At 40.6% G+C, this 10,556-nt stretch carries 9 protein-coding genes; all 9 read right to left on the bottom strand.

All coding sequences use genetic code 11. The features are described from left to right. Positions 1-62: 62 nt before the first annotated feature. Positions 63-1,607, bottom strand: a complete 1,545-nt coding sequence (locus AC6F75_RS03195) for a glycosyltransferase (RefSeq protein WP_500713507.1) — start codon at positions 1,605-1,607, stop codon at positions 63-65. Continuing rightward, positions 1,604-2,758, bottom strand: coding sequence for a glycosyltransferase (locus AC6F75_RS03190; protein WP_500713506.1), 1,155 nt, complete (start codon positions 2,756-2,758; stop codon positions 1,604-1,606). The genes AC6F75_RS03195 and AC6F75_RS03190 overlap by 4 nt, the downstream gene beginning before the upstream one ends. Before the next feature lies 1 nt (position 2,759). Then, on the bottom strand, positions 2,760-3,566 hold the full coding sequence (locus tag AC6F75_RS03185; protein WP_500713505.1) for a hypothetical protein: 807 nt from the start codon (positions 3,564-3,566) through the stop codon (positions 2,760-2,762). Beyond that, the gene (locus tag AC6F75_RS03180; protein WP_500713504.1) at positions 3,550-4,947 is read right to left on the bottom strand and encodes a glycosyltransferase family protein; all 1,398 of its coding nucleotides are present in this window, start codon (positions 4,945-4,947) and stop codon (positions 3,550-3,552) included. The genes AC6F75_RS03185 and AC6F75_RS03180 overlap by 17 nt, the downstream gene beginning before the upstream one ends. After that, a complete protein-coding gene (gene asnB, locus AC6F75_RS03175) occupies positions 4,940-6,667 on the bottom strand; it encodes an asparagine synthase (glutamine-hydrolyzing) (protein WP_500713503.1) in 1,728 nt (575 codons plus the stop codon). Before asnB ends, AC6F75_RS03180 begins: the two co-directional genes overlap by 8 nt. Before the next feature lie 6 nt (positions 6,668-6,673). Further along, a complete protein-coding gene (locus AC6F75_RS03170; RefSeq protein ID WP_500713502.1) occupies positions 6,674-7,846 on the bottom strand; it encodes a DUF8612 domain-containing protein in 1,173 nt (390 codons plus the stop codon). Positions 7,847-7,896: 50 nt separating this feature from the next. Continuing rightward, on the bottom strand, positions 7,897-8,538 hold the full coding sequence (locus tag AC6F75_RS03165) for a hypothetical protein (RefSeq protein ID WP_500713501.1): 642 nt from the start codon (positions 8,536-8,538) through the stop codon (positions 7,897-7,899). 4 nt (positions 8,539-8,542) lie between these two features. Further along, entirely contained in the window at positions 8,543-9,250 is a 708-nt protein-coding gene (locus AC6F75_RS03160; RefSeq protein ID WP_500713500.1) for a cytidylyltransferase domain-containing protein, read from the bottom strand. Positions 9,251-9,576: 326 nt separating this feature from the next. Continuing rightward, the coding region (neuC, locus tag AC6F75_RS03155; RefSeq protein ID WP_500713499.1) for a UDP-N-acetylglucosamine 2-epimerase at positions 9,577-10,556 on the bottom strand (980 nt) is incomplete at its 5' end.

The raw sequence follows: 10,556 nt of genomic DNA, 5'->3' as shown, positions 1-10,556 counted from the left end.
TTCTGGTTTCTGGTTTCTGGTTTCTGGTTTCTGGTTTCTGGTTTCTGGTTATTGGTTATTGGTTATTGGTTATTGATTTTGTTATTTATTGCTAGTTTTTGTGCCCAAAATAGGCTTTGATTCCATTGTTGTTTGAAGGTTTTAAAATACTTCAACGGATTTATAATCGCTTGTTTTCGATAATGCCTTAAAAACAAGCCGGTTTTATATCCAAGAATTTGTTCTTGGGTTCGGTGTTTTTGATGAAAGCGCATAATGGTTGGTGATGGCTTAGGAGCAAACTCTTCATGATGCCAAGGCAATACGGGTTTGGTTCTAAATCCTCCCACAGGTGCTTTGAGATGTAAGATTGATGGTTCTGGAACATATATAACATCAGCTCCTTTGTTGCGTAACTGCATGCCAAAATCAGCATCCTCTCCATAGCCGTGTTCCATAGTTTCATCAAATTGAATATCATTTAATAAACTTTTTTTAACAAAACTGTTTCCGGCTCCAAAGGTGTGCCATTGAACAATTTTATTAAAGACCCTATTTTCATTTTTTTGCAAATAGCAGGTAGTAATTGCCTCAACTCCGATAGCTTTAGCCTTTTTAAAAATATCATGAATTAAATTATGTCCTAATACGTTGTCATCATCCCCCAAGAAAACCCAATCGGCAGTTACATGTTGCAAGCCCAGATTTCGGGCATAGCAGGCTCCGGTTTGGTGTGTGAATATATGCTTGATCTCAAAAGGCCAGTTTTTATTCACAAAATCCTTCAAGTCACTTTCGCTTTTTGAATCTGGGTTTTGCTCGATTATGATAAGTTTTTCAGGCAATTTTGTTTGTTTGGCCAGATCGTTGATTACTGCTTTCACATAGTTTGTTCTTCCAATGGTTGGGATGACCACATCTACGGAAAATGGAACGGACAATGACTTTGAAGACTGAAGCGGAATAGCATCCAAAACACCCGGTGGAAGTGTTCTTTTTTTATACAATAAGGCGGAAAGCCACGCGCCAAGGTGAAATTGTTTTTTATACACCCATAAGTTTATAAAAAGGAAAATAAGCCAATGGCTTTTGTAGTGTTGTTTTACAAACCGAAATAAGGTTTTGGCAGTAGCCTTGGCTTCCTGATTTACTACAGGTTTTTTTAATAATTCGGGATTATGATAACAAAACAGCCCCAGTGGCATGAGTACTTTTGCAAGTGAGTTTAAAAAATAGCTAAAATCGACATCTTTAATCACTTGTTTTTCTACCGAATTCAACACACTGCTGTGGATGCCTCCGGACTGTGCGCTCATTTGCCAGGTGGGGTACCGGACAGCTCTGTTTATTTTGATAAACGGACTGTTTTCCACAAAGCCGATATCCGGTCCCATAAAGCCGGAATTCCCACAGGAATGCATCATGCGCTTTTGGTGAAATAAATCAGGTAGAATTTCATAATTTAATAGCTCTTTACAAGTGATATCACACCAAATCAGCCATTGATCAGGAAACTCAGCAGCGAGTTCAAATAAGGAGGTTGAAACAGAACGCTCAGCATATCCGGCAATGTCTTTATCAGACCCTACAGAATGTACCTTGTTGTTTGAATGATAGACAAAAATCATTGTTGGTTCCCTTTGGTTGTAATCAAAGCATCATAAAAGGCCATATTTTGAGCTATGGTTTTTTGAGTGCTGAAATGCTGCACTACATACTCTCTAGCCTGTTTCCCAAGCACCTTGCGGAGTTGTGGGTCTTCAAGCAGCAGCAAAACCGCTGTCATATATGCCTCGTGATCATCGGGTGAAACCGTGTAGCCCGTCACACCGTCTATCATCATCTCTTCGGCCCAACCAATGTTTGAGGTTACAAGGGCTTTTTCCATGGCCATGGCTTCAAGCCAACTCATGGGTAATGCTTCTGCATAACTTGGCAAGACGACCACTGTGGCCTTGGCAATTTCATTTTGTATGGCTTCATAGGACAATTCGCCAAGAAAGACTGTTTTTAACCGTGTGGCCTCATTCAATCCTGAAACGATTAAAGCCCGGGTAGATTTACCCGTAAAAATATCGATGACATCTTTTCCGGCAAACACAAATTCCACATCGGGCTTTTCCCGATTGATTTTGTTAAAAATATCCGGAAGTTCAAGCACTCCCTTTTTTCTGATGAGGGAACCAAAATACAAGACCCTGGCAGGCATTTCAGCTTCGTGGTGGGGCTCAAAGTTGTTGGTGTTTATACCGTTTGGAATAACCGTAATATCGTCTTCGAGATTGAATATTGAGCGGGTAAGTCCTGCTGCAAATGCACTCACTGAAGTGACTGCTGTAGCTCCTTTGAGTGCCAGTTTTTCAAAAAAATAATTTTTCTTCTTTTGCTTTCTTCCGTCAAGGTGGCAAAAATAGGCATCGCTCCCATTAATCCTGATGACCAAGGGTGCGTCCAGCTTCATAAACGCGGTAATTCCCGTCCAGTCCGGGGCCTCAATCAGGTTTACACCTTCTTTTTCAATCAAGCGGTTCAGGTATTTTGCTATAAATTTCCTGTTTATATAAAAACCAAGAAACGTGTGCCTTTGTTGTTTTAAAATGTGGAAAGTGATGGAGTTTTCAATAAAAACCGCACTTTTTTCCTTTCCAAAAACCACTACACTCACCTCAAAATCACGTGCTGCCAGTTGGGTAGCCAGGTTTTTAATGCTCGTGCCCAACCCGCCGGAAGTACCGATGTTGGGGTGAGGGTATTCGGGGGTAAGGAAGCAGATGTGCATTTTAAATATAGTTGAGTTTTTTTCTTAGCTTTTTTGAACCTAAAAGAATACATACTTCAGTTAAGCGTGATTTTGGTTTTCTGTTTACAGGTTTAAAGTCAACGGTTTTGGGTTTTGCATCCCATATATTTTTGGCATTTGTTTCTTCAAAAAATGAGGTGTTAATCACTTCAATGTTCTCAATTTCATCTATTATTTGTTCCAGAGACTTTTCACATTGAAACAGGTGTTTTAACTTTAGTAAAGTGTTTTCATTTTTATTCACTAGGTCTTCATACTTTACGATATTAAACCCGTCAAAGTCCGGCATTGTATTTAAAATTTTTCGACTAAACTTATAACTGTAATAATAAGGATAAATTCCCACTAAGACTCCCAGTCGTTTCAAGTAATTTTTAATGCCCGGCTTTTTGAGCCTCATGCCTTTGAAGAGCGATAGAAGTACATCTCTGGGGTCTCTGAATAAAAGTATGTGCAAATCGTTTGTGAATACTTTTTTTAAATGTGACACCCCGGTAAACGAAGTGTCTTTAATCATCACATAGTCAGCTTCAGATTTGGACAGGATTTTTTGACGCAGGTCCTTAATAAACAGCTCGTCAAAAAAATCTTTATCCGTTTTATGGTAAATATGGGTGTTGTATATTTTATAATACCCCTCCAGCATAGTAGATAACCTGGTTTCACTTCTGTTGTGAATTAAAACCTGATGATTTGTAAACACCTTAAAGACCTCAGATGCAAAATTATGCCCTGTCCTGGGGGAATAGGCATTGGAGAAGATGATTTTTTTATTGTTTCTCATCATTTACAATCTTTTCTATCCCCTCCCAAATCCGTTCTGAGGCTTTTTGGGGTGGGTGTTGGTTGATGGTTTGAAACCAGGTTTGGGCGTTTTTAATAATTTCTTCTTTTGAAGTTTCTAAAGTACTTAAAATAGAATGAAGTTCCTCGGGTTTGTGCAACCAATACACAGGAAATTCTTTTGTAGCCGATTGAAAATGGATGTATTTATATATGGTATGGATGTCCTTTTGAAGGGATACCCTTTCCGGATTGTAGGCAATATAACAACAGGGCGTATGGTGACAGACTGCATCAAATACCATAGTCGAACCCATATTGATGACCAGTTCACTGTGTGCAATTGTATTCACCAGTAATGTGTTATCTTCTTTTGTTGGCAGGACGGTATTCCAATCGGCACCCATTTTTTTCCATAAAGGAGGTAAGTCAACTATTTCTGCGTTATACTCATTTAAAACCCCGTCAAATCGGTTGGAAAAGTCCACCGGGCACCTTCTGAACAGGATGCTCCAATTGTCTTGTTTTTGGTTTAAGAGTCTAACTGTTTCTGCCACATCCTCTAGGTATTTCGAATCGTGCGGTGAAGTAGTGATGTCATCACCGGAAAAACAAATGTATTTTTTCTCCGGGTCGAGCTTGTGTGCCTTACAAAAATCCTCGCGACTTTGTTTTAAAGTAGTCTCAAAGTGCATTTCAAATTGCGGGGTGCCGGTGACTATGATTTGTTCTTTTTGGATGTAGGGGTAATAAAACAATAGTTCCTCTTTCATATAATTACTCCACACAAAATAATAGTCGGTTTCCACCACCATGGTGGCCTTGGGCAGGTTGTCCCAGGAAAAAATAAAAGTTGCCGTGGGAATGCCCAAATCACGGGCAGCTGTTAAAGGTGCTATGGCATTTACCGGACGCTGGTTGGCGCAAAATACCATGGCCGGCTGTTCTTTTTTAAGAGTAACGAGACACTGTTTGTAATAGGGCGAATTGCGTTCAGTTTGCTGCAATTGTTTTCGCAGTCCGGTCAAATTGTTTGTGTATTTCCATGAATACCATTTAACCAAGAAATTTTTGATTTTTTGCTTGATGGTTTTGGTTGTGGGTGGAAATCGGTATTCTGAAAAAATGGCATTACCGGTTTTGGTTTCAAAATCTGATAAAGTGAGTTCAATTAACGCTCTTTTTAATAAATCAGTTTTGATCTTAGGTTTCCCACTTAATTTTCTTTCTTCACAACCAAAATCACCCAAATTAAAAGGAGTCGCATTCCAATACTTAATAGAAAACCCTATTGAAGTTCCTAATTCATTGAAGTTTGAATAAACAAAATTACGCAATCCTACTCCATCCGGAAGTATAATGAAAACAGATTTTTGCTTATTCATTGGTCATATTGTTATTCAGCAAATTACTAAAATTCACCCATTGCCACAAATGAAAAGAAAAGTCCTGTTTACCTTTCCTGTAGATTTCCCATTCCCTATGCAGTTCTTTTGAATCAAACCAATGTGAATAAGGAGATTCTAAGAGTTCTTCCAGGGCTTCGTCAACCAATGGTTGCAGTGATGTGCCCAGCCATTCCCTTTGCGGGGTTTGTAAGGGTCTTTTGGGCGCCCAAGTAATCGTTTTACCGGCGTAGTCTTCCAACAACAAACGCAACAGGTATTTGGTTTGTTGGTTGTGGATTTTAAACGCTTCCGGTTGTGCAAAAGCGAGTTCCACCAAACGGTAATCTAAAAAAGGTTCCCGCAGTTCTGTGGAATATGCCATTGAAATGCGGTCATTAAAGCGCAATGCACGGGGTATTTTGGTATAAAACAAATCACGGTACTGTTTGTTGAGCAATTCATTGTCAAAGGGTTTGGGGTATATGGGTTTTTGGGCCAAAGCCAAAAAGTCTTTACTCAGACACTTTATTTTAAACGGACTCCCCGTTGTATTTACCCCCTGTATGGTTTGCCCTGAGCTGGTGTGGTAATAATCATAACCCGCCCATTGCTCGTCCATGCCCTGTCCGTCCAGCAATACTTTGACGCCTTGCTGCCGGGCTGTTGCAAAAAGTTTGGCATAGGCCAATGTGGGAACCCCACCAAAAGGCTCGTCCTGGAAATAAGCTATTTTTTTAGTGAACCCCACTACTTCTTCAACAGTAAACAACACTTTATGCAGTGGTGTTTGGGTATGGGCGATCATGGCTTCCACCCAGGGCAATTCGTCATAGCGGGCATCGCCGGTATAAAAGGTGAATGCTTTGATTTGAGCAGCATCAGCCCTTTTGTTAACCAAGGCCAGCAATAACGAACTGTCAATACCCCCGCTGATATTGATGCCCACAGGCACATCAGCCCGGAAACGCAGGGAAATACTTTCTTCCAGCAATTGTTTGTAGTGCATTTTAACGGTTTCAAGGGAGTGTGGGGTATTGCTCAGCTTCACTTCTTTTTCAAAGTGGTACCAGCGCGTGACCTGTAATTTGGAGTCTTTGTATTCCAGATAATGACCGCCGGCCAACTGTTGTATTCTTTCAAAAAAGGTATCATCGGGCATTCCGTAAGAGCCATAGGCAAAATAAGCTGCAAAGACTTTTTCGTTAAAGCCTGTTGTATTTAAAACTGTCCGGATGGCTTTGATTTCGCTGGCAAAGTAGAAACCTTCATTGTTCATGTGATAATAAAAAGGCTTGACCCCAAAACGGTCCCGGGCGGCAAATAGTTTTTTTTCTTGGGTATCCCAAATCGCAAAGGCAAACATCCCGTTCAGGTGTTTTAAGCAGTCGGCCCCGTATTTGATATAGGCTGCCAGCACCACTTCGGTATCGCTTTGGGTTTTAAAGTTGTAGTTGTTTGAAAGTGTTTCCCGCAATTCCCGATAATTATACACCTCGCCGTTATACACCATCACATACCTGCCGGTGGCATCCTGAAAAGGCTGGTTGGCTTCCGGTGACAAATCTATAATGGCCAGGCGGTTGTGGCCCAGTGCAGCAAAGCCTTCATCTATATAAACGGCTGAAAAATCCGGGCCGCGGTGTTCCTGTACTGCTACCATAGCTGCAATGCCTTGCCTAAACTCCTTGTTACCGATATAGCCTGAAATGCCGCACATAGCTAATCAAGAGTATTTTGATAATTCTTTTTCCAAAAGGAATATTGGGTTACAAACCAATACCTGATTTTTGATATAATAAGTGTCTGTTACAGGGGCAACCACATAAACCTTATCGGGCTTTACTACTTCCAGGGCTTGCCAAAAACCTTTGGTAAGTTTAGGTGATGACGATGCTTTACATTCTATGGCCAATCGCTTTTGTCCTTTTTCCAAGATTAAATCGATTTCATTTCCTGAGCTCGACCTGTAAAAACTTGCTTTCCAACCTTCCATCATTGAAATCACATTTTCTACAACAAGGCCTTCCCAGGAGTTGCCAAATACAGGGTGACCCAACAAATCATTATAGGTTTCAATCGCTAAAAGCTGATGCACCATTCCGGAGTCACGTATAAAAAGTTTAGGAGACTTGATTAACCGCTTTTTGAGATTGGATTCAAAAGCCGGAAGTGTTCTTATAATAAAAGTCTGTTCCAATAAATCAATGTACCTTTTGATTGTGGGATGTGTGAGCCCCATAGATTCCCCAAATTTTGACAAGTTGACCAATTGGCCTTGGTTGTGGGCGCACATTGTTAAAAATCGACGCAATTGTAAAGCCGGGATTTGAAAGCCTAATTGAGGAATATCCCTTTCAATAAAAGTCCTTACAAAATTTTCCCTCCAAACATCACTATTTGAATCACTTGTGGACAAATAACTCTCAGGAAAGCCGCCCCGTAACCAAAATTGTTCTAATGTAAATCCTTTTGTATGTGACAATTCGTCAAGAGTAAAAGGAGTTAGGTGAATAAAACCTATCCTTCCAGCCAAGGACTCTGAAGTTTTTTGAATGATATCTCTGGAGGCAGAACCCAATACTACAAATTTCCCGTTTTCTCTCTGCTTATCCACCCTGCTTCGTAATACAGAAAATAATTCAGGCACCAACTGTATTTCATCCAAACAAATCCGCTTCTGTATATTGTGCTCAAAAAACAATGAAGGCTGTTGAAGTTTATTTAAATCATCCAAATCCTGTAAATCCAGATAAAGGGTATTTTCCCAACTTTCTGACATTTTTTTGATCAAAGTAGATTTTCCACACTGCCTAGGGCCCAATACAGCAACTACAGGAAAAATATCCAAGTATTGCTCCATTTGCTTTTCTGCTTTTCTTTGAATATAACCTTGCATATTGAAAATGACACTTTCAATTTACAATGTTATTCATTTTTATTGTAAAATCAAAATATCCGCCTCAACTTATACTTGATTGATGTTGAAGTTTTCAAATAGAAGTAATTCAACTTCTGCTTAAATGTAGGGTTTATAAACACCAATTGCACTCCACCACACCAATTTTTTGATGAAAATGGACCATAATCGGGGTTTTTATATAATGAAATAACCCTTACATAGTTTGCCTTGGGAAAGGTTTTTCTGATAATTTCAAGTTGTTGTAGCCTATCTCCTTCAATCAATACAATACCATGTTTGGATAACATACTTTTTACCACCACCAGATTTTCTTCCTTACCATCGATGATTATCAAATCAAATCTTTTTTCTATTGGTATATGGTGAAGATTCGGATATATTTCTATTGAATTGTAATAGGTTTTTAAGTAATTAGGTAATACACTTAAACAAAATGGGTTAGACTCCGTTGCGGTATAGCTGATTTTAATAGCATTTCGTTCACAAAATTTATGGATGGAATAACAAATTGACCCTATTCCTAAGCCCAGTTCCAAAACACTTTTTATTTGAAACTTACCAATGAGTACATTTATAAAAGAAAGTGCAAACTCTGAAGCAATGTGTTGATTTCCATCCAGGGTTGAATAATAAGTATAGGCCGCTACTGCACTGTCATTTCTTCCCATCAACTCAATTTCCTTTTTTTACTATTTGTTCAGCAAGATCCCAATCTGCCATTGTATCCAGATTGACATATCTCTCCCCTTTAGAAACCATATACCCTATGCTATTTCCATACAAAGAGTACTGCTCCAAAACCGTTTCCGTTTTGGTTAAATAGATACTCCCATCCCGGAAATAGGCTTTAGGCAACTCCTGACGGCGTTTAATGATTTCTTTTTCGCCCGTTGCGATATGCAAACAGCCCTTTTCATCGGCCTCAAACACCCAATGCGGATTGTACTCTTCCGGGACTTCACGCACACTCACCAACGAATCACAACCGGAATCCAAAAACTGTTGAATGGCGGCATCAATGCTCCCGCTTTCGCGAAAAGGGGTGGTGGGTTGCAACAGGCAAACGGCATCAAAAGTTTCCCCTTTTTCTGCAAAGAAAATCAAGGCATGTTGCACGACTTCCAACGAACCGGAACTATCTGTAGCCAAATGCGCCGGACGAACAAAAGGAACCTCAAGTCCGACGGACTTAGCCAAATCGATGATTGCCACATTATCAGATGACAAAATCACGCGCGATAACAGCTTGCTCTCACGGGCAGCTTCTATAGTGTATTGCAACAGCGGTTTTCCCCCAAGCAACTTTATGTTTTTACCGGGGATGCCCTTGCTGTCACCTCGGGCAGGGATGATGGCGAGTATGTTGGGTTTGTGGTTCACAAGTTTATTGTTTCTGGTTTGTGGTTTGTGGTCCACCTACGGTAAACCTCCGGTGGATAAATTTGTGGTTTCTTGTTTGTGGTTTGTGGTCCACCTACGGTAAACCTCCGGTGGATAAATTTGTGGTTTCTGGTTTGTGGTTTCTGGTTTGTGGTTTGTGGTTTTAACAATGAACTATAAACCATAAACATCAAACATTTTGTACTTCTCAATTTTCTCTAGTTTCTCTTCTCAATTTTCTAAAATCCAGTTCGACAGACAGGCTCACGTCTAATGTCTCATATCTAATGTCTCACATCTCATGTCTCATGTTTCATGTCTAACATCTAATAAACAATCGTCTTATGAAACCTTAACGGCAATCTGCTCAGCAATGCAGCGATTGATTGACCGGCTTCACCTTCACCATAAATCTTTGAACTGCTTAAGTGACCGTTTTGCAAATGGTTTTGAATGGCTGTTTTAATGGCCTCGGTATCATAATCCACATCAATCACGTTGGTTCCCCTTTGTCTGCGGTATTGCCGGGTTCCGATGTTGACCACCGGGACACCTAAATAAGCACATTCGCGAATGCCCACACTGCTGTTGCCCACCAAGCCTTTGCTGTGGTAGAGCAATTGTAAAAAGTCTTCTCCTTCCATATTTTTAAAGAAATGGACATGATTTAACTCATTTCGTTCCCTGAAACTGCGGATGCCTGTTGAAGTGCCATCTGCCCCGGCATCCACATTGGGCCAGAACCAGAGGGTCGGGATTTGCAATTGGTTGATGGCTTGCAAGGTGGCTTCTATTTGCTTACGCGAAAGCGCATACTCATTGGTTACCGGATGCTGCAGTACCACGAGAAAACCGTTTGTAAGCATTGGTTGTGCCCCCACTCCGCCATATTTTTGGTAAGGGTCAAATGTAAGTGATTCACTTTGTACTACCGCTTTTGCCAAATCGATGGACGGGCAGCCGGTATTGAACACCACCTTGGGGTCTTCACCCAGTTTGAGGACACGGGCTTCGGCTTCTTCTGTGGACACAAAGTGATAGTCGGCCAGTTTGGTGATGGCGTGGCGCACTTTTTCGTCAATATTACCGGTGACTTCGCCTCCCTGAATGTGTGCGAGGGGAATATTCATAAACGAGGCACAAATGGCGGTGGCCATAGTCTCAAAACGATCAGCTACTGTTACCACAACATCGGGGCATAAATTATCAAATACCGTGGAAAGCTCCAGTATGCCAATGCCTGTGGTTTTTGCGGCAGCAGTGAGATTCTCACCTTCAAGCACATTAAACACTTTTGCAGCGATTT

This window comes from Planktosalinus sp. (assembly GCF_059864935.1).
Note: the sequence above shows the minus strand (reverse complement) of the source record. Positions and strands in the feature narration are given on the sequence as shown.